The organism is Actinoplanes subtropicus (genome assembly GCF_000721705.1).
GTDB lineage: Bacteria > Actinomycetota > Actinomycetes > Mycobacteriales > Micromonosporaceae > Actinoplanes > Actinoplanes subtropicus.
This window is the reverse complement of the sequence record NZ_JOJL01000023.1, coordinates 184,891-202,779: the sequence shown is the minus strand read 5'-3', so window position 1 is coordinate 202,779 and position 17,889 is coordinate 184,891. Positions and strand designations below refer to the sequence as shown.

Annotated in this window: 18 protein-coding genes, 1 tRNA gene and 1 pseudogene; 11 read left to right on the top strand and 9 right to left on the bottom strand. The window is 68.8% G+C overall.

The genetic code is table 11. The features are described 5' to 3' along the window. The first annotated feature begins 31 nt into the window (after positions 1–31). Together IH26_RS0131025 and IH26_RS64670 are read left to right on the top strand one after the other, a co-directional pair. A complete protein-coding gene (locus IH26_RS0131025) occupies positions 32–1,723 on the top strand; it encodes an MFS transporter (RefSeq protein ID WP_084599193.1) in 1,692 nt (563 codons plus the stop codon). 234 nt (positions 1,724–1,957) lie between these two features. Then, positions 1,958–2,092, top strand: a complete 135-nt coding sequence (locus IH26_RS64670) for an AsnC family protein (protein WP_425394414.1) — start codon at positions 1,958–1,960, stop codon at positions 2,090–2,092. 170 nt (positions 2,093–2,262) lie between these two features. Here IH26_RS64670 and IH26_RS64665 read toward each other — a convergent pair. Then, positions 2,263–2,409: pseudogene (locus IH26_RS64665) on the bottom strand (response regulator transcription factor); the annotation flags it as partial. Positions 2,410–2,824: 415 nt separating this feature from the next. Then, the gene (locus tag IH26_RS0131015) at positions 2,825–3,265 is read right to left on the bottom strand and encodes a nitroreductase family deazaflavin-dependent oxidoreductase (protein WP_030439802.1); all 441 of its coding nucleotides are present in this window, start codon (positions 3,263–3,265) and stop codon (positions 2,825–2,827) included. A 101-nt stretch (positions 3,266–3,366) separates the two neighbouring features. Here IH26_RS0131015 and IH26_RS0131010 point away from each other — a divergent pair, with 101 nt between their 5' ends. Continuing rightward, positions 3,367–4,203: a helix-turn-helix transcriptional regulator gene (locus tag IH26_RS0131010; RefSeq protein WP_030439801.1), complete on the top strand. Its 837-nt coding sequence runs from the start codon at positions 3,367–3,369 to the stop codon at positions 4,201–4,203. Between the two features lie 527 nt (positions 4,204–4,730). On the opposite strand, the gene IH26_RS0131005 is transcribed toward IH26_RS0131010, so the two are convergent. Then, complete coding sequence (locus IH26_RS0131005; RefSeq protein WP_030439800.1) at positions 4,731–5,447, bottom strand: NADPH-dependent F420 reductase; 717 nt, start codon at positions 5,445–5,447, stop codon at positions 4,731–4,733. A gap of 99 nt (positions 5,448–5,546) precedes the next feature. Beyond that, positions 5,547–6,386 carry a helix-turn-helix transcriptional regulator gene (locus IH26_RS0131000; protein WP_030439799.1) on the bottom strand — a complete coding sequence of 280 codons (840 nt, stop codon included), beginning with the start codon at positions 6,384–6,386 and terminating at the stop codon, positions 5,547–5,549. Between the two features lie 235 nt (positions 6,387–6,621). On the opposite strand from IH26_RS0131000, the gene IH26_RS0130995 reads away from it, so the two are divergent. From IH26_RS0130995 to IH26_RS0130970, 4 genes are all read left to right on the top strand, one after another. Continuing rightward, a complete protein-coding gene (locus IH26_RS0130995; protein ID WP_030439798.1) occupies positions 6,622–7,374 on the top strand; it encodes an SDR family oxidoreductase in 753 nt (250 codons plus the stop codon). A 180-nt stretch (positions 7,375–7,554) separates the two neighbouring features. Further along, positions 7,555–7,809: a Rossmann-fold NAD(P)-binding domain-containing protein gene (locus IH26_RS54205; protein ID WP_051808775.1), complete on the top strand. Its 255-nt coding sequence runs from the start codon at positions 7,555–7,557 to the stop codon at positions 7,807–7,809. A 77-nt stretch (positions 7,810–7,886) separates the two neighbouring features. Beyond that, positions 7,887–8,816 (top strand): nuclear transport factor 2 family protein, encoded by a 930-nt coding sequence (locus IH26_RS0130985; protein ID WP_030439797.1) that lies wholly within the window; start codon positions 7,887–7,889, stop codon positions 8,814–8,816. A gap of 592 nt (positions 8,817–9,408) precedes the next feature. Next, positions 9,409–9,900, top strand: a complete 492-nt coding sequence (locus tag IH26_RS0130970; protein ID WP_211268780.1) for a nuclear transport factor 2 family protein — start codon at positions 9,409–9,411, stop codon at positions 9,898–9,900. 648 nt (positions 9,901–10,548) lie between these two features. Here the strand turns inward: IH26_RS0130970 and IH26_RS54200 are convergent. Together IH26_RS54200 and IH26_RS0130960 are read right to left on the bottom strand one after the other, a co-directional pair. Next, on the bottom strand, positions 10,549–11,559 hold the full coding sequence (locus tag IH26_RS54200) for a tyrosine-type recombinase/integrase (protein WP_157437465.1): 1,011 nt from the start codon (positions 11,557–11,559) through the stop codon (positions 10,549–10,551). 520 nt (positions 11,560–12,079) lie between these two features. Then, positions 12,080–12,155 (bottom strand) — tRNA-Lys (locus IH26_RS0130960). Positions 12,156–12,315: 160 nt separating this feature from the next. Here IH26_RS0130960 and IH26_RS0130955 point away from each other — a divergent pair. The 4 genes from IH26_RS0130955 to IH26_RS0130945 all read left to right on the top strand — a co-directional run bounded on the left by IH26_RS0130955 (position 12,316) and on the right by IH26_RS0130945 (position 16,390). Continuing rightward, positions 12,316–13,560, top strand: coding sequence for a L,D-transpeptidase (locus IH26_RS0130955; protein ID WP_030439795.1), 1,245 nt, complete (start codon positions 12,316–12,318; stop codon positions 13,558–13,560). Positions 13,561–13,653: 93 nt separating this feature from the next. Then, the gene (locus IH26_RS0130950) at positions 13,654–14,883 is read left to right on the top strand and encodes a L,D-transpeptidase (RefSeq protein WP_030439794.1); all 1,230 of its coding nucleotides are present in this window, start codon (positions 13,654–13,656) and stop codon (positions 14,881–14,883) included. Between the two features lie 16 nt (positions 14,884–14,899). Beyond that, complete coding sequence (locus IH26_RS58495) at positions 14,900–15,310, top strand: hypothetical protein (RefSeq protein WP_084599191.1); 411 nt, start codon at positions 14,900–14,902, stop codon at positions 15,308–15,310. A gap of 300 nt (positions 15,311–15,610) precedes the next feature. Then, entirely contained in the window at positions 15,611–16,390 is a 780-nt protein-coding gene (locus tag IH26_RS0130945; protein WP_245665658.1) for an MHYT domain-containing protein, read from the top strand. A gap of 14 nt (positions 16,391–16,404) precedes the next feature. Here the strand turns inward: IH26_RS0130945 and IH26_RS0130940 are convergent, their stop codons facing one another. From IH26_RS0130940 to IH26_RS0130930, 3 genes are read right to left on the bottom strand one after another with little or no spacing between them, the layout of a single operon-like run. Continuing rightward, positions 16,405–16,749: a PRC-barrel domain-containing protein gene (locus IH26_RS0130940; RefSeq protein WP_030439792.1), complete on the bottom strand. Its 345-nt coding sequence runs from the start codon at positions 16,747–16,749 to the stop codon at positions 16,405–16,407. A gap of 41 nt (positions 16,750–16,790) precedes the next feature. Then, positions 16,791–17,225, bottom strand: coding sequence for a response regulator (locus tag IH26_RS0130935; protein ID WP_030439791.1), 435 nt, complete (start codon positions 17,223–17,225; stop codon positions 16,791–16,793). 56 nt (positions 17,226–17,281) lie between these two features. Next, entirely contained in the window at positions 17,282–17,674 is a 393-nt protein-coding gene (locus IH26_RS0130930) for a DUF2750 domain-containing protein (protein ID WP_030439790.1), read from the bottom strand. Positions 17,675–17,889: the final 215 nt, after the last annotated feature.

Here is a 17,889-nt window from a genome sequence, read left to right as displayed (position 1 = left end):
AGAGCACCCCCTTCCCGCACAAGGACTGATCATGACCACCTTCGCCCGCGCCCTCGCCGGCGCGTCTCCCGGGAGAGAGTCTTTCGTGAACGTCACGACCACGGCGAACGCGCCGCAGGACCGGCGGGCGGCCACGCTCGTCATGGCCTGCGTCGGCGTGTTCGTCGCCTATCTGCCGGTGACCGCCGTCTCGGCGAGCTTGCCCGCCATTCAGCGGGCGCTGGACACATCGACCTCGCAGTTGTCCTGGGTGAGCGTCGCGTTCGTGCTGCCCATGGCCGCGCTCATCCTCACCGCGGGCGTCTTCGGTGATGTGCACGGCCGTAAGAAGGTCTTCCAGGCAGGCCTGGCCTTCAGCGGTCTGGGTGCCCTGATCGCACTGTGCGCCCAGTCGATCGAGGTCGTCTGGGCCGGGCAGGCCCTCGCCGGCCTGGGCGCGGCCGCATTGCTGCCCACGACCCTGGCTCTGATCAGCCACGCAGTTCCCGACCCGCGCGAGCGCGGGAGGTTCATCGGCGTGTGGGCGACCTCCCTGATGGCCGCCCTCGCATTCGGCCCCGTCATCGCGGGCGTGATCCTCGAGCACTTCGCGTGGCGCTGGCTCTTCCTGCTGCCCATCCCCGTCTCATGGCTCGCGCTGGTCGTCTCGACGAAGCTGCTCACCGACTCCCGTGCCCCAGGCACGCGCCGACTGGACTGGCCCGGCCAGCTCACCGCCGCGCTGGCCATCACCGCTCTGGTCTACGGGATCATCGAGGCCGGCGCCGACTCCTTCACCGGTACGAAGGTGATGCTTGCCCTGTCCACCGCCGTTGTCGCATCGGTCGCTTTCGTCCTGGTGGAGCGGCGCAGCCCGAGCCCGATGCTGGACCTGACACTGTTCCGCAGCCCCTCCTTCACCGCCACCGCACTGATCGCCCTGATCAGTTTCCTCGGGCTCATCGGGTCTTTCTTCGCCCTCAGCCTCTACTTCGGCATGGTCCAGCACCTCAGAACCCTCGAATCGGGCTGGCGGCTGCTGGTGGCGTGCCTGGTGCCGCTGGTCCTCGGTGTCCCCATGGGGCGCCTGGTGCACCGGGTGTCTGCTCGGGTGCTGATTCCCGGCGGCCTGCTGGTCACGGCGGTCGGGATGCTATCGCTGACCACGATCGGAGCCGGCACCTCGTTCGGTTCACTAGCCTGGCGACTGGCCCTGCTCGGCCTGGGCGTGTCTTTCGTCATGACCCCGATGACCGCCACCGCCGTCAGTTCGGTGCCGTTCCACCAGGCCGGTATGGCCGCCGCCGCCAACAACGCCTTCCGTCAGCTCGGCGCCGCCCTCGGCCCGGCTGTCCTGGGCGCGCTGCTGTCCTCTCGGGCCGTGGACGCTCTGCCCGGACACCTCACCGACGCGGGGCTGGGCGGGGCGACGGTCCGGCGCGTCACCGAGGCCGCGGACTCCGGCGGACTGCGTGCGGTCGGCGGGCTTCGCCTGGGCGCGGACGCCCCGCGTGTCCTCGGCGCCCTGTCGCAGGCGTTCATCGACGGTCTTCACCTCTGTCTGGTCGTCGCGGCCGTCCTGACCCTGCTGGTCGCCGTAGTGGGATTCGTCCTGCTGCGCCGGCCCCAGCTGCCGGCCCCGCCGGCCGCAGGCCCGGCTTCCTCCGTCCAAGGCCAACGCAACCCCGACCTGCCCACCGCCGACACTCGGACGGTACCGCCCGCAGGCAGCCGCCCCTCCTGAGCGCCGGCCCCGCGCCGAGGCAACACCCGACGTACCGGCACGACTCAGCAGCCGGATAGCCAGCGCCGGCACACGCGCCGACCGTAGGGACGGGCACAGCGCCACGCAGCGGCCTGGACCGGACCCTTCCGGTCCCAGGACACCCAGCGCTGTCGTAGGACATGACGTGAACATCACCCGCTCGAAACGCGAGCCATCGATGCAGCCTTCTTCGACCGACGCGCTTGATCGAAGCTGCTGCACGCGCTCCAGGTGGACGGGCGGGCGCCGTTCAGCTGTATCGTCGAGATCCTCGAAGTGTCCGACCAGACCGTCGCCCGCAGCTTCGCAAACTGCGCACCACCGCCGGATTCAGGATCGTCGGCATGACCGACGAGAGGCTGCGGGGCCGCCAGAGCTGGATCGTCCGGCTGCGCTGCACTCCCGACGTGGCAGAACAACTCGCCACCACGCTGGCCCGACACCTCGCACGTCGACCTCATCTCCGCCGGCACCGACGTGCTGTGTGACTGTTGGGTCGCCTTCCAGGCGGCGACCTGGGCTCGGTTCGTCACGCCGAGCTTGGTCAGGATGTGCTCGACGTGGCTCTCGGCTGTGCGCTGGGAGATGACCAGTCTGGTGGCGATGTCCTTGTTGCTCAGTCCCTGGGCGATAAGGTCGGCGACCTCGCACTCCCGGCGGGTCAGCGGATTCGCAGCCTCCGACGGGGCGGTACCGGCGGCCCGCTCCGCTCGTTGAGGGCGTACGTGATGGCGTCGTGGTAAGACAGCGACCGGCCGCGAGCGACGACGTCAGCGAATGCCGCCTCCCCGAAGCCGGCGCGGGTCTGCCCCTCGCATGCCCGGTGGTGGCCAACCATGTCGGCGCGCACGGCGCGGGTGTGCCGATCTCCGTCCACAGGGCGTCGGCGGCGCCGAGCAAGGTGGCGGCTCGGTAATGGTGCTGCCCGCTGGCCGCGATCCAGGCCAGCGCCTCCAGGTTGACCGCGGCATGGGAGTACTTCGACCATCAGATGCGCCACCTGGCCGAGATGATCGGCGTCGGACTGACCCAACCCGACCTGACCGCATCGAAGCGCGACAGGCCGGGCCCGGGGGCGAGTCAGTTCTCGACCGGCTCCAGGAGGAAGACCGGAATCTCCCGCTCGGTCTTCTTCTGATGGTCCGCATAATCCGGGTACGCAGCCAAGCAACGCTGCCACCACAGGGCCTTCTCCTCGCCGTGGATCTCCCGAGCTTTCATGTCCCAGGTCTGCGTGGCGTCGCGGAGTTCGACCAGTGGGTTGGCGACCATGTTGAAATACCAGAGCGGGTGTTTCGGGGCGCCGGCGAGCGAGGCCACGGCGGCGTACGTGCCCTCGTGCTCGACCCGCATCACGGGAGTCTTGCGGAGCTTTCCGGTCTTTGCGCCGCGGGTGGTCAGCAGGATCGTCGGCCTGCCGCGAGGGTGGGTGCCTTCGGTGCCGCCGGAGCTCTCGTAGAGATCTACCTGGTCGCGTACCCACTGGCTGGGGCTGGGTTCATAGTCGCCTTCGAGTGGCATGGCCTCAGGTAATCACCGGATTCGCGCGGGTGGGAGAGGACCGCTGATCCATGGATCGGCGGTCTCTGGATAGCCGGGCGGGATGCGGCGAGGATGGCGGCATGGACAGCAAGGAACTGGCGGAATTCCTGCGGCATCGGCGTGAGATTCTGTGCCCCCGCGACGTCGGGCTGGTCGAGGGGCCGCGGCGGCGTACGCAGGGACTGCGCCGCGAGGAGGTCGCGCAGCTCGCCGGCATGTCCACCGACTACTACGCCCGGCTGGAACAGCAGCGCGCTCCGCAGCCCTCGGTCCAGATCACCACGGCTCTCGCCCGGGCGCTGCGGCTGACCCTGGACGAACGCGACCATCTGTTCGTCCTCGTCGGCCACAACGCCCCGGCCCGCTTTCAGCGCTGCGACCATGTCAGCCCGACGCTGCTGCGGGTCCTGGACCGCCTGAACGACACCCCGGCCCTGGTAACGACCGACCTGGTCGACACCCTCGCCATGAACCCCTTGGCCGTCGCGCTACTCGGCGACCAGACCCGCCACACCGGTCTGGCCCGCAGCGGCTACTACCGCTGGTTCATGGACCCCGCCGAACGCCTGGTGTATCCCGAGGACACCCACGAACAACACGGCCGCGCCCAGGCGGCACGCCTGCGGGCCGCGCTGACAGCCGGCAGCGACACCCCCCGAGCCGCCCGAATCCTCGCCGAACTCCAGGAACACAGCCCCGAGTTCGTCCGCATGTGGGAACTTCAGGAGGTCGCCCGCTACGGCGATTGCAAGACCATCCTCCATCCCCAACTCGGCCGCATCGACGTCGACGCCCAGCTGCTGTACACCGAGAACCGCGCCCAAACTCTGGTAGTGCTGACCACCCGCCCCGGCACAGACAGCCACAGCAAACTCGAACTGCTCTCCGTCATCGGGCACCAGCAGCTCACCCCCTGACGTCCCGGCAGGGCAGGGGGCCCGGTGCAGTGGCGCCCACACGCCGCCTCGATACGCCGATCCTGACCGGCTCCCTGGGACGGTGGACTCACCGGCTCGCAGTCAGGCGTCCCGCTCGGGTGGCGTAGCCCGAGGAGTTCGAGCGACCGCGGCGCTCATGTCGACTTTTGCGAACCTTGCCGTTGACGGTGATGGGGAACTCGTCAACGAGGCGGACGTACCGGGCGATCTGGCCGCGGCGGCGAGCGTCCGGTCGCCCAGCGGGGGCGTCCTGCCGCAACGCACCGTACACAACCGACCGGACGCCGGCACGGACACGACCGGCGTTGCTTCCACGGCTGACACCGCATCGGCGGGCGGTCACACCTACCATGCGGAACCGTGGGATAGCGCGCGACAGCCGCAGGCGGCAGAATTTCAGCTCAGCCGCCCGCGTGGTGCCATCCCTGAGTCGCATCGACAGCCGAACCGCCACACTCGGCCGTAACCGGCGGCAGGACCTCGTGGGGGTGCCGTCGTGGCGTCTGTCAGAAGGTCCGGTCGGCTACCGATACCCGCCGGGCTGCTTGCAGAGCCCGTCGCAGTTCCGCGGCGGGCACGAGCCGGCCGGGCGCCTGGAGCATCTCTTCAGCGGGCGTGGCCGGATCGGCGAGGTAGAGGCGTGTGTAGGCTGCGGCTTCCGGTTCGAAGCGCCAGCTCTGCGCCAGCGGGCCGGCGTCCACGGTGTCGAAGCCGAGCCGGTCGATCAGCGTCGCCGCGTCGGCGTTCGCTCCAGCATCGTCACCGGCGACCGGCAGTGCGGTGCGGTCGGCCGCGCCGGAGGGGCGGGCCAGCTGGGGGATGTGGTGGGCCAGGATGTTGTTGAACGCTTTGACCAGCCGCGCTGCGTCGAGGTGCCGGTGCACCAGCTCGCTGGTGGTGAGCTTGCCTTCGTCCAGCTCGGCGATCCGGCCGTCACGGAACGGGTAGTAGTTGCTGGTGTCCAGCACGATCTTGCCCGCCAGCGGTGCTGCCGGGACGGCGGTGTGCGCGGTGAGCGGTACCGACAGCACGACGAGGTCACCGGCCTGGGCCGCCTGCTCGACGGTGCCGGCCGAGGCCAGCGGGCCCAGCTCGGCGATGAGGCCGGCGAGGCTCTGCGGGCCGCGGGAGTTCGACACCACGACGGGAATACCGGCCGCTACCGCGAGACGCGCGACGGCTGCGCCGATGTTTCCGCTTCCGATGATCCCGAGGGTGGGCATGTCTGTTTCCTAACTCATGGATTGATGGAGCAGGACCGCGCCGAGGTGTACGGCGGGTACCGCCCCCCGATGGGTGGGCGCGTGATCGTGACCCGGCGGTCAGGAAGTGAGCTGCTCGTGCCCGATTACGGACAGTAGTTGGAGTTTGGTGTGGCTCTCCGTGCCAGGGCGTGCGGTCAGCACGATGAGAGTCTGAGCGCGGTTCTCGGCGTACAGGAACTCGCAGTCGAGGTCGATGCGGCCGAGTTCGGGATGCACGAAGCTCTTGTGGTCGTCGTAGCGCTGGGCGACCTCCTGCCGTTGCCAGAGGCTGACGAACTCGGGGCTGTGTTGCTGGAGTTCGGCGACGATCCGGGCGGCTCGGTGGGTGTCACTGCCGGTGGTCAGCGCCGCGCGCAGCAGGGCCACATGGGTGCGGCCGAGGTCCAGGTGGTCTTCTTCGGGATAGAACAGGCGTTCGGTCGGGTCGGTGAACCAGCGGTAGTAGGCGCTGCGGGCCAGGCCGGTATGGCGGGTCTGATCCCTGGTCAGGGCGACAGAGACCGGGTTCTGCGCCAGGACGTCGGCCAGGTCGGAGAGCACCAGGGCGGGGGTGTCGTCGAGCCGGTCGAGGACCCGCAGCAGGGTGGGGCTGACGTGCTCGCAATTGTGGAAACGGGCGGGGGCGTTGTGGCCGATGAGGCCGAAGAGGTGGTCGCGTTCGTCCAGGGTCAGGCGCAATGCGCGGGCGAGGGCGGTGGCGATCTGGACGGAGGGCTGCGGGCCGCGCTGCTGTTCGAGCCGGGCGTAGTAGTCGGTGGACATGCCGGCGAGCTGCGCGACCTCCTCGCGGCGTAGCCCTCCGGTACGCCGACGCGGGCCGGACAACAGGCCGACGTCGCCGGGTTGCAGCGTTTCGCGCCGCCGGCGCAGGAACTCCGCCAGCTCCTTCTTCTGCATGATCTCCATGGTGACCGCCGCTGGACGTTCCAGCCAGGGATCGGCAATCCCTGGCTGAGCCGTTCCGCTGATCAAACCGGGCGAGCCCCCGTGGGCTGATCAAACCAGGCGAGCCGTAGGGAGGATCGCCGGTCCATGGACAAGCCGTCCTCTCCCGCCCCGGCCGAGACGCCCGCATAGTCGGAGCTGCCGGGGCGCGCCTCGGTCCTTGCCGTAGCGAAGGAGAGCACACCTCATGAAGAGCAACGGAAACAACACGATCCTGATCACCGGCGGCACCTCGGGCATCGGGCTCGGACTGGCCCTGCGCCTGCACGAGGCCGGCAACACGGTGATCGTGGCCGGCCGGCGTAAGGACCTGCTCGACCAGATCGCCACCGAGCACCCCGGCATCGACACGCTCGTCCTGGATGTGGCGGACCCCGCGTCGATCACCCACGCCGCGGAAACCCTGACGGCGAGCCACCCGCACCTCAACGTGCTGATCAACAACGCCGGCATCCAGCGGCCCGAGAACCTGCTCGACCCGGCCGACCTGCCGACCGCCGAGGACCACATCACCACCAACCTGCTCGGCCCGATCCGGATGACGTATGCCTTCCTGCCGCACCTGGTGACCCAGGACGACGCCGCCGTCCTGAACGTCACCTCGGCACTGGCGTTCGTGCCGTTGCCGGTCACCCCGACCTACAACGCGACCAAGGCCGCCCTGCACTCGTTCACCGAGAGCCTGCGCGTGCAACTGGCCGACACCGGAGTCCAGGTGATCGAGGTAGCCCCGCCACCGGTCCGGACCGCCCTGATGGGCCAGCAGGACAACGAGCAGTCCATGCCGCTGGACGATTTCCTGACCGAGGCCCTGACCCTGCTGGACGCCCAACCCGACGCCAAGGAAATCGTCGTGGAAGGCGCCAAGTTCCTCCGCTACGCCGAGGCCAACGGCACCTACGACCAGGTCCTGACCATGCTCAGCAGCTTCAAAGCCTGACCCGGAACACACGAGGAACCGGTCGGCCGGACGCAAAGCAATCCGCCGCCGGTCGCACCTACGGCGGAGGCCGCGCCCGATCGGGTGAGCCACCCGTGCCGACTTCGCCGCCGCTGCCTCCGTCCTTACCAGCGACGGTCATGACGGCACGCGTACGAACTGGGCGGCACACCCTTCACCATGGCCGAATTCGCCGCCGAGGTCGCCGCCCAGAGCGGCAGGCCGGTGACCTGCCAGAGCCTGCCCGCCGACGCGTACACCCAGATGCTGCTCGACGCCGGACTGCCCGCGCCGTTTGCCGCCCTCCAGGTCGACTCCGACCTCGGCGTGAGCTGCGGCGACCTCTTCACCGCCAGCACCGACCTGCAACGACTCATCGGACGCCCGAATACGCCGCTCACCGACGTCGTCGCCGCCGCGGTCAAGGCAGCCTGAACCGGCCGCAGCACCAACCGGGCAACCGTCTCAAAGCGTCCCGGCCTTCTGTCCCACTCTCCTTAAGGAGCGCCCCCGTGACCCCTACCACGCGTGCTCGCAGCGCACTTGTCGCAGTCCTCGCCTCAACCGCCCTGCTGAGTGCCGCCGGCCTGCCCGCCGCCGCGGCACCGCCGACCGCCTCCGCCGACCACGCCGGTTACGACTCCTTCGCCCGCCTCGGCTACCAGAAGGCCGTCGCCGTCCGCGTCCTCAAGGGCGTGTTCGAGCAGGGCGACACCGGTGTCGTCGACCGTTACGTCCGCCGCGACTACATCCAGCACGACCCGTTCGCACCGGACGGCGCCGAGGCGCTGAAGAAGCTGGGCGTCGGCTTTCACCAGCAGTTCCCGCACGCCGAGTACGACGTCAAGCGGGTGATCGCCGAGGGCGACCTGGTGGTGGTCCACTCGAACGTGGTGACGACGCCGGGTACGCGGGGCGCGGCGGTGTTCGACATCTTCCGCTTCCAGGACGGGAAGATCGCCGAGCACTGGGACGTGAGCCAGAACGTGCCGGAGACCTCCGCGAACGGCAACGACATGTTCTCGACGGAGAGTTTGCCGCGCACGCAGCAGCCGGGGCCTGCGTGGCTCACGGCGTCCAGCAAGAAGGTGGTCACCGAGGCCTTCGACGAGATCGTCGTGCGGAAGAACCTGTCGGCGATCGACCGCTACTTCGGGCCCGAATACCACCAGCACAACCCGTTCGCCACCGACGGGCTGGAGGGCGCGAAGGCGGGCCTCGCTGCGTACCTCGCGGCGTTCCCGGAGGTGCAATTCTCCCGGAAGCGGGTGATCGCCGAGGGCGACCTCGTCGTGGTCCACAGCCACGCTGTGACCGCCCCCGGTGAGCCGGGCCAGGCGTTCATGGATCTCTTCCGGGTGCGCAACGGGAAGGTCGTGGAGCACTGGGATGTGATCCAGGCCGTGCCGGAGACCTCCGCGAACGACAACACCATGTTCTAGATTTTGGTTCAGGCCAAGGTTGTAGGGCGGCCGTCGCGTGATCGTCTGGGTGTTGTGGACAACACTCGAATCTCGCGGTGGCCGCTGGTGACCAGGCAGACGTCGCCGGAGGGGCGGCAGATCGGGGCCTCGCTGGCCGCGAAGGCGGCCGGGTGGTGAGACCGGTGAGGTCGCGTCTTTGTGCTGGCGGGCCCCGTCTACGGCCTCAAGCGCCTACGGGCCGGCACCGACGTGGGGGTGCTGCCGGCCGCCAACTGTGCCGCCTGCACAGGATCAGGCGGGTCGTCCGCCTTGGCCAACTCACCAACCATCCGGTGTTGTCCTTGTGGCGATGTGGATGTCGTGGCGGGTGGCGGGATGACCGTGCCGCAGGTTTCCCGATCGTGAGCATGCCACCCGCATGATGGCGGCGGCGCACGGCGTCTGCCCGTACTCGAACGCCAGTCGCGGCAACGTCGACGTCAAGATCACCTTCAACGGTCACGCCTTGGCTTGATCCCCAAGGCGTGACGGGATAAGTGATCCTCTCCCGCCCCGGCCGCTACACCTCCATAGTCGAGAGTGCCGGGCGTGCCCGGCCCCTGCGACGAAGGTGAGAATCGCCGAGGCCAACGGCGCCTACGACCAGGTGCTGGCCATGCTGAGCGGCGCCAAGGCCTGGTCCAGCAACACACAGAATGGAGACCCGAACGTGAAACCCACGAATGAAGACATCGTCGAAATCAGCAGGGCCCTGGCGCTGTGGGCGCACATCATGGACGACCAGGAACTGGACCGTCTCGGCGAATGCCTCACCGAAGACGCGATCTGGGACGGGAGCGTCTTCGGCTTCGACCCGGTCGTCGGGCTGGACGCGATCGCGACCGTCCTGAACGTCCCCGGACACGCGAAAGCCCACCACACGACGAACATCGTCGTGTCGGAAGGCCCGGGCGACGAGGTGCGGGCCCGATCCAAAGGTCTGAGCCTGCTGGAGGGCGGCGGTGTCGCCAGCGTCGTCTACACCGACGACCTGCGACGCACCGACGACGGCTGGCGCATTACCCGGCGGGTCATCCATCTCACGTGGCCACAACGCCCCTAGCGCCACCCGACTTTCGCCGGTCGCCGGGCGCGGATGATCGCGCCGTGCATGTTCTCGGCTTACCGTCGGCGCCGGTGAACTCGAGAGCTGGGCAAGTTGGATCTATTCCCGGCCTTGGCCGGGGTCTGATGCGCCAGCCCGCCACGCTGCTTACTCCAGACGATCGAGGGCATTCGCAACAAAGGGCGCGGTACAGGGCGCCTCTGTTAGCTACGGCGAACGGCGGCACCCAGGGCCGCGAAAGGATGGCGCATCGCCGATGTCGTCGCCCACATCGGCGCGACCGCCCGCAACATGTACACCCCCGGCGCGCTGCGCACCGCGCTCGCCCCGAGCCTCGAACGGGCCAACGACGACCCGGTCGGCCGCCGGCGCGACTGGAGCCGTGCCCGGGGCATGACCGATTACGAACGCGCCAGCAGCGAGCGACCACCCTGCTCGACGTCGTGCGACGCACGCTCGCCACCCGCTGCGGATACCACCGGCCGAAATCGGTCCCTACCCCCAGGGCCTTCAGCCCACGTCCTCGGGTGACTCATCGTGAGTGGTAGACCTGGGGCGTCGGCTGGCCGACTTCGGGCGTCCGGGAGCTTTCGCGTCCCACATGCCTTTGCGTATCTCCGCACTGGTCCGTTCGCCGATACCGCGTCACGCGAGGATCGCGGCGCCCAGCCTGCGTCGGCGGCGCGCCAGCTCGGCGGCAGCGTTGACCGCCGCGACCGCCGTCTCTCGGAACACCTGCCAATATGTGTCCGCCGTGGTCACCACGCTGGAATGGCCCAGCACCTTGCGGATCACCTGCAGATCCACTCCAGCGGCGCCCATCAGACTGGCCGCCTGATGCCGTAGATCGTGGAACCGGATCGGTGGCAGATCATGAAGTCCGACCAGCCGGACGAGTCGGCGGGTCAGATAGTCCGGGGTCACCGGACTGCCGTCCGGTTTGAGGAACATCGCCCCATCCGCGTTCGACGTCTCCCGCCGCGGATCGCCAGCCACCTCCAGCCAATACCGGCGGCACAACTCGTTGGTCACGTCATCCAGCGGCACGGCCCGCATCCCGGCAGCCGACTTGGGTGGTCCCAGCCACCGCCGTGACCCGTTGACGTGCAACTGCTTGGTGACCCGTACGTACCCGTTGTCGAAGTCGAAATCGTCGCCACGTAGGCCGGCGATCTCACCGCGCCGTAGCCCGCACAACGTCGCCAGCTGCCACAACGGCAGTAGCGGATCGTCCGCGACCGCAGCCAGGAACCTCGCCGCGCCGTCGGGATCCCACACCGCCACGGGTGGCCGTTGTCCGGTCTGACGCCACACCGCGATCCGCTCGGGCGTCCACACCACCCCGGTCACCCGCGTGCCGCGGGGCTTGAGCACACCAACCGCGGCATTGAACCGGACGTAGCCACGCGCGTGAGCCAAGCCCAACGCGCTGCGCAACACCGCTAGCACACCCGCGACCGTCGACGCGGCCAGGACGCCGCCGCGCTGGGCCGGCTTTCGGGCGATCGTGTCCATCGCCTGCTGCACCTGCGCGGTTTCCAGCTCGGACAACCGGCGGGACCCCAACGCCGGAATCAGATGGCAGTGGACGATCGTCGTGTAGCCGCGCAGCTCGACGGGCGCACCTGCACCTGGTCCAGCCAGTCGAGCAGCCACTTGCGCACCGTCCACACCTGTGCGAGTACCCGCGGGCTGGGCTCCGCGACCGCTTCGTCCCGTGCCGCTATCGCGGCCTGTTCGGACGCGAAGCTCCCGCGACAGACCCTTCTGCGAAGACCCGAGGCGTCAGTCACCTTGATCCAGTAGTACCAGCGGCCATGGGACGGATCTTCCAAGATGCGGCACCGCGCACCCCACTGCCGACCCGTCAAAGGGTCCCGGCAGCCACAACGTCGGTAAGGCATTCCCGCAATCGATGGCACTCCAGGATCCGGCCGCGGACCGCACACGTCAAGCCGAGGCCTGCGCCGCGCAGCACCGCGCCGTCTCCGGGCGGTGCGCACAGCGCCGCCCCGGCGAGGGATCTTCACCCGAGCCACTGCGGCAAGATAGACGCTCGTCGCACGGTGGTCAAACGAGGCCACAAGGAATTAATTGTGAGCCCGATACTGGACTCACAACTGACTCACGTCCCAGAGCAGCCGATCGACCGATCGACATACGCCCTGGCCGCGTGTGGTGCGCCGCGTAGGACTCGAACCTACAACCCGCGGATTAAGAGTCCGCTGCTCTGCCAGTTGAGCTAGCGGCGCTCGCTGGCAACGACGGAAACGTTAGCACGCACCACCGAGATCCTTGAAATCGGCCCGGCATCCCCGCCCGCATGGCTTGAATCAGCCTCAAGGATGACCCGGGCCCTTGCCTGCATGGGGCAGTATGTGCCCGCGGACTGCAAAATTTTGACCTACGGGGATGGTCGGCATGCGGCGCTCGCTGATGACGGTCGTGGTCGCCGCGGTGATCGCGCCGATGGCGCTGGCCGGCTGTGGTGACAAGCAGAAAGCGGCCGCCGCCGCGACGCCCGCGGCCAGTGCCGGCGCCAGTTCCGCGCCCAGCGCCGAGTCCGCGACTGTGCCGATCACGCTCTCGGTGACGCCGGCGAGTGGCAAGACCGACGTCCCGACCAGCGCCGAGGTCGGCTTCCAAGTCTCCGGCGCCAAGGTCACCTCGGTCACGCTGACCGACAGCAAGGGCAAGGCCGTCTCGGGCGCGCTGCGCGACGACGGTTCCAGTTGGGTGCCGGGCAAGACCCTCAAGACCAAGGAGACGTACGCGGCGAGCGTCGTCGCCACCTCGGACCGCGGCCTGACCAAGACCGTGCGTACCTCCTTCACCACGATGGGCGCGCCGGCCCACCGGACGGGCACCGGGCTCTACCTCTTCGACGACCACACGTACGGCGTCGCCATGCCGGTCGTGGCCGAGTTCAACCCGGGTATCAAGAAGGCCGACCGGGCCGCCGTGCAGAAGCGGATGTTCGTGCGGACCGACCCGCCTCAGCCGGGCGTCTGGTCCTGGACCTCCAGCGGCACCCAGGCGTACTACCGGGCGCCCGAGTACTGGCAGCCGGGAACCAGGCTGACCGTGCGGATCGCGGTGGGCGGCCTGGCCACGGGCGGCGGGCGCTACGGCGATCGGGACCGGTCGGCCGTTGCGAAGATCGGCCGCAAGCTCGAGATGAATGTCGACAATGCGACCAAGAAGATGACCGTCCTGCAGGACGGTCAGGTGGTCAAGACGATGCCGGTCAGCCTGGGCCGGCCGAGCAAGCCCTCGGTCAGCGGCACCATGGTGATCATGGACAAGCAGACCCAGACGGTCTTCGACACCACCGACACCGCGGGCTCGGCCGGCTACCGCGTCAACATCCAGTACGCGCAGCGCCTGACCTGGAGCGGCCAGTTCGTCCACTCGGCGCCCTGGTCGGTCGGCGCCCAGGGCCACCGGAACGTCTCGCACGGCTGCGTCAACGTCTCCCCGTCCAACGCGGTCTGGCTGTTCAACAGGTCGCTGATCGGCGACCCCGTGGTGGTCAAGGGCACCGGCACCAAGCTGGCGTACGGCGACGGCTGGACCCCGTGGAACGTGAGCTGGGACGAGTTCGTCAAGGGGAGCGCCCTACCGGTCCCCCACCTCGCTGAAGTGATAACTCCCTAAACAAGCGACTTGTCCCTATGACATAGGTGACTGTTGTACTCGCGGCACGATTCCGGGATGGGTGACCCGGCGCCGCGCGGGCAAAATGGGACCATGAAAATCAGTCGAGTTGGCCGGCCGTGGCGATCCGTCGGGGTCGCGGTGATCGCGGGCGCCGTCCTGCTCGGCTCGGGCTGCGGTCGCGGCGACAAGTCCCCCTCGTGGCAGGGCGGCGGCGACAAGCAGACAGCAGCCGCCGGTGGCAGCGCCGCGCCCTCGCCGTCGCCGACCCTCAGCACCGTCGCGGTCGTCTCGCCGGCCGCGAACGCGACGGACGTGGCCGCCGCCACCGAGGTGAAATTCACCAGCGACGACCCGGAGAACACCTCGGTCACGGTGACCGACGCCGGCGGCGCCGAGATCAAGGGCACGCTGGACAAGGACGAGAAGACCTGGCGCCCCGACAAGGCGCTCGCCTACGGCACCAAGTACACGGTGACCGTCAACGGCACCGCCGCCGCGGGCAAGGGCGGCACGACCAGCAGTACGTTCACCACGATGGCCAAGCCGTCGAAGATCGTGCGGGTGACCAGCTTCCTGGCCGACAACCAGACCGTGGGCGTGGGCATGCCGCTGATCGTCAAGTTCAGCCGCGCGATCCCGGCGAGCTACCGGGACGACGTCGAGCGCCGCATGACGGTCACCGCGACCCCGGCGCAGGAGGGCTCCTGGGGCTGGATCAGCCCGACCGAGGTGCACTTCCGGCCGAAACAGTTCTGGCAGGCCAACTCGAAGGTCTTCTACAAGGTGCAGTTGGGCGGGGTCCCGCTGGGCAACGGCTACTACGGCAAGAGCGACCTCACCGTCGACCTGAAGATCGGCCGGTCGTTCGTGATGACGGTCAACAACAAGAACAAGCAGATGATCGTCAAGCAGGACGGCAAGGTCATCAAGACCATCCCGGTGAGCCTGGGCAAGGCGAGCACCCCGTCGTCGAGCGGCACGATGATCGTGATGGAGAAGGCGAGACACACCGTCTTCGACACCACCGACACCGACCCGGTGAACGGCTACAAGACCCCGATCGACTTCGCCCAGCGGATCACCTGGAGCGGCCAGTTCATCCACGCCGCGCCCTGGTCCGAGGGCAAGCAGGGGCACATCAACGTGTCGCACGGCTGCGTCAATGTGTCGGAGAAGATGGGTGCGTGGCTGTTCGGCCGCACGATGATGGGTGACCCGATCACGGTCAGCGGCACCGAGCAGAAGCTGAAGCAGGGCAACGGCTGGACGGACTTCAACGTCAGCTATGCCGAGTGGAAGAAGCTCAGCTACCTCAAATAGGACCTAATCTGGGTAAGTGCGGCTTTTGATCGTGCTCGCCTGCCTCTTGCTCGCCGGCTGCGGCGGAGGCGGAGCCGACGGCGGGAGGGGCAACGACCGACCGGCCACATCGCCGAGCGACGCACTACCGAGCGTGATTGGCTCCGGCGCCGACGATCCGCCGGGATCGGTCGCCTGTGGCCGGCTCGCCGCGGCGGTCGCGGCCGGCTCGTTCATGAGCCCCGGAGTGGTTGACGGAATCGTCGCGGCGAGCGCGTCTGCCGACGCCCCGCTCGCCGACGCCGCGAGGCGGCTTGGCGACGCCTATCGGGCGGCGGTCGCTTCCAAGAACAAACCTGACGAACCAGACAGAATCGCGGCGGTTGGTACGGCTGCTTCCGATATGTCTGGAGTTTGCGTGGCGAGCGGTCTGCAAATTGTCGGATGATTTCAGCGATGCCGATCGATGCCGAGATGACCTGCGGGTACGTGAGCTTCGCGCCTTGTTTCAACATCTGTATCCGAAACGTGAAAGGACCTCGTCACACTCCTTCACAAGTTCGCGATCAAGCAGGCAATATGCAGCGCGGAGCCGGGGTGTGAGAGGGGAACCGCGATGGCGCAGATCCATCACTTCGATCATGGGTGGATCACGCCCACGATCAGTTACCTACTGTCCGTGTTGGGCTCACTGCTCGGCCTCACCCTCGCGGCGAGGTTCCGGTCGGCCCGCTCGAATGGTGAGCGCGTGTTGTGGACCATCCTCGCGTCGGTCGCCATCGGCGGCACGGCGATCTGGAGCATGCACTTCGTCGCGATGATGGGCTTCAGCGTCTCCGGCACGCCGATCCGGTACGACGTCGGCCTGACCGCGGCCAGCGCCGTCCTGGCCATCGTCGCCGTCGCCATCGGCCTGGTGATCGCGCTCTTCGGCACCAGGGGGCAGAACGTCCGGATCGTGGCCGGCGGCATCATCTCCGGCCTCGGCGTCGCCGCGATGCACTACACCGGCATGGCCGCGATGCACCTCAACGGCGAGGTCACCTACTCGGCGACCCTGGTCGGCATGTCGATCGGCATCGCCGTGGTGGCCGCCTCGGTCGCGCTCTGGCTGGCGGTCACGGTGCACAAGCCGCTCGCCATCTTCGTCTCGGCGCTGGTCATGGGCATCGCCGTCAACGCGATGCACTTCACCGGCATGTTCGCGATGTCGGTCACCACGCACGCGCCCGCCGACCTCAGCGGTGCCACCGCGACCGGCATGATCGTGCCGATCGGCGCCACCGTGATCTTCTGCATCCTCGGCCTCGCGTACGCCCTGATGGCCGCGCCCACCGAGGAGGACCGCGAGGCGGCCGCCTACTTGGCCGCCCGCCGCGAGGCGGCCGGCCGGATCGATCCCGGCTCCACCGCCGCCGGCACCCTCCCTCGGCCGGTCTCGGCCCCGGCCGCCCAGGGCGAACAGCCGAGGCGGGGTGCGTCCGCCCTCGGTGCGGGCAACTGGACGTACCGCGACCGATCCCGCTGACGAGCGGCGCCGCGTCAGTGCGGCTGGGTCAGCCAGTCCCATGCCTTCCGGAGGCCGGTCCGGAGCTCGTCGGCCTGCTGAGCCGCCGGGTCGGCGCTGGGCTCCGGTAGCTCCGCCGCCGGCGCGGCGACGATGACCCCGTGCTGGTACAGGCCGTCGACCAGGCTCGCCCGCGCGAAGCGGTGCCCGTCGGCGGTCTTGACCAGCAGCCCGTGGAAGACATCCGCGCCCTCGTCGGCGAGCACGTGCTCGACCGTGCCGACCCGGTCGCCGGACCGGTCGAACACCGGCGTGCCGTCCGCGAGCACGAGGTAGGACACCGGCGCGCCGAGGTCCTCGGGTGGTTCCTTCTCGGTCATGCCGAGGACGTACCCCGCGGCCGCCGCCGGTACACGGGACGTCAGTCGCCGGCGTCCGGCAGGCTCGCGACCTCGCGGTAGAACCGGTCGATCTGCCGTACCGTCGCCTCGAAGTCATCCAGGCCGAACGGCTTCGTCACGTACGCGTTGGCCCGCTGCTGGTAGCTCGCCGCGATGTCCGGCGCCGCGCCCGAGGTGGTCAGGATGACCACCGGGATCGCCTTGAGGTCCTCGTCCGTCTTGATGGCGGCGAGCGTCTCGCGCCCGTCCATCCGCGGCATGTTGAGGTCGAGCAGGATCAGGTCGGGGCGGCTCGCCTCGGCGAAGCGCCCCTCGCGCCGCAGATAGTCGAGCGCCTCCCGGCCGTCGGTGACCCGCTCGACCCGGGCGTGCGTCTCGGCGGCGGCCAGCGCCTCCTCGATCATGAGGGCGTCCGCGTCGTCGTCATCGACGACGAGGATCTGCAGGCTACGCACGAACGCCCCCTAGGTATTTGCGGTGCCGCAAGCATAGGGGCCCGGGTCGATCCCAACTACCGCCGGGCCGTATGAATCCGCGTGTCCTCGGCGACGTCCGATTCCAGCTCGGCGAACCAGCGCAGCACCTGCCCGGGCGTCAGGTCGTAGCCGGTCGCCCGGGCCCCCGCCCAGTTCACCCCCACCAGCAGGCTGTCGTGCTCGAGCCGGGTCATCCAGGTGGACAGCCACTCCTCGACCGGGATCGGCACGACCTCGAACCCGCCGTACGCGGTGACGTGTTTGACGATCAGCTGGGCGCGGGTCGGCTTGGACCAGAACGGCACCGCGCGCCGCCCGTCCTCGCCGGCCGGCGCGGGGAACCCCGCCGGGTCGCGGATCGCGAACACCTGGCCCTCCTGGGCCGCCTCCCGGCGGAACGCCGCCTTGTGAGCACCGCTGAGCGACATGCCGACTCCCTTCTGGCGTACGCCTTCATCGTGGCGCGGGATGTCTGCTGACATCGTCTTTTCGGCCGAACGCCATCTAACCACTTTGTACGGAAATGGTAAGGAAAGTCCGAAACGCGCGCCAAAAGCCGACCCGCGCGGCACATTGCCCATAGTGTCCGTTTTGCCCGGCGCGACATCCGCGTGGCAGGGCGTTCGACACTCACCGGAGGAAT

Excerpts from the sequence above, each read along its gene's own strand:
- IH26_RS0131025 (WP_084599193.1), top strand. The coding sequence starts at position 32 with ATGACCACCTTCGCCCGCGCCCTCGCCGGCGCGTCTCCCGGGAGAGAG.
- IH26_RS0131015 (WP_030439802.1), bottom strand. The coding sequence starts at position 3,265 with ATGCCACTCGAAGGCGACTATGAACCCAGCCCCAGCCAGTGGGTACGC.
- IH26_RS0131010 (WP_030439801.1), top strand. The coding sequence starts at position 3,367 with ATGGACAGCAAGGAACTGGCGGAATTCCTGCGGCATCGGCGTGAGATT.
- IH26_RS0131005 (WP_030439800.1), bottom strand. The coding sequence starts at position 5,447 with ATGCCCACCCTCGGGATCATCGGAAGCGGAAACATCGGCGCAGCCGTC.
- IH26_RS0131000 (WP_030439799.1), bottom strand. The coding sequence starts at position 6,386 with ATGCAGAAGAAGGAGCTGGCGGAGTTCCTGCGCCGGCGGCGCGAAACG.
- IH26_RS0130995 (WP_030439798.1), top strand. The coding sequence starts at position 6,622 with ATGAAGAGCAACGGAAACAACACGATCCTGATCACCGGCGGCACCTCG.
- IH26_RS54205 (WP_051808775.1), top strand. The coding sequence starts at position 7,555 with ATGGCCGAATTCGCCGCCGAGGTCGCCGCCCAGAGCGGCAGGCCGGTG.
- IH26_RS0130955 (WP_030439795.1), top strand. The coding sequence starts at position 12,316 with ATGGTCGGCATGCGGCGCTCGCTGATGACGGTCGTGGTCGCCGCGGTG.
- IH26_RS0130950 (WP_030439794.1), top strand. The coding sequence starts at position 13,654 with ATGAAAATCAGTCGAGTTGGCCGGCCGTGGCGATCCGTCGGGGTCGCG.
- IH26_RS0130940 (WP_030439792.1), bottom strand. The coding sequence starts at position 16,749 with ATGACCGAGAAGGAACCACCCGAGGACCTCGGCGCGCCGGTGTCCTAC.
- IH26_RS0130930 (WP_030439790.1), bottom strand. The coding sequence starts at position 17,674 with ATGTCGCTCAGCGGTGCTCACAAGGCGGCGTTCCGCCGGGAGGCGGCC.